Source organism: Candidatus Symbiopectobacterium sp. NZEC135 (genome assembly GCF_025962695.1).
On the sequence record NZ_JAGFPF010001401.1, the window covers coordinates 1 to 558 of the forward strand.

Genomic DNA, 558 nt, shown 5'->3' on the forward strand with positions numbered 1-558 from the left:
GGGCAGCGCGACGTGACCGAGCAGTTGATTGCGGCGTTTGCGCGTTTCAACTTGCCCACCAGCCTTAAAGCGCTGGATGTGGATATCCAGAATCACGCTGATGTGGATAAAGTCATTGCGCGCACGCTGGCTCCGTTCGAATCGATCCATGCGCTGCCTGTGCCACTGAGCGCTGAAAACCTGCGTGATGCCATTGAGCGGGTTGAGGCGTTGTCGGTGTAGCAACGCTTGGCGTCGTAAATTCTGATTTTGCGGATAAACAATGGAAATCACTACTCTTCATCTGGTTGATTGATACACAATGATGAAAATGTTCGCATTATCAGAGAACCATAATGACGCTTTATCAGGTAAAACCCGCCTTTCAGGCATGTTTACGCCCATTAATGTTTTGGTTGCACAAACACCACGTTACTGCCAACCACGTCACGATCTCAGCCGTTGCACTGTCTATTATCACCGGTGCAGCGCTCTTTATATTTCCTGATCCTGCCCTGTTCGCCCTTCTGCCCGTGGTGTTATTTGTGCGGATGGCACTCAACGCACTGGATGGCATGT

At 50.5% G+C, this 558-nt stretch carries 2 pseudogenes; both read left to right on the top strand.

The features are described from left to right. Positions 1 to 222: pseudogene (locus tag J5224_RS34495) on the top strand (oxidoreductase); the annotation flags it as partial. 113 nt (positions 223 to 335) lie between these two features. Then, positions 336 to 558, top strand: a pseudogene (locus J5224_RS34500) (CDP-alcohol phosphatidyltransferase family protein); the annotation flags it as partial.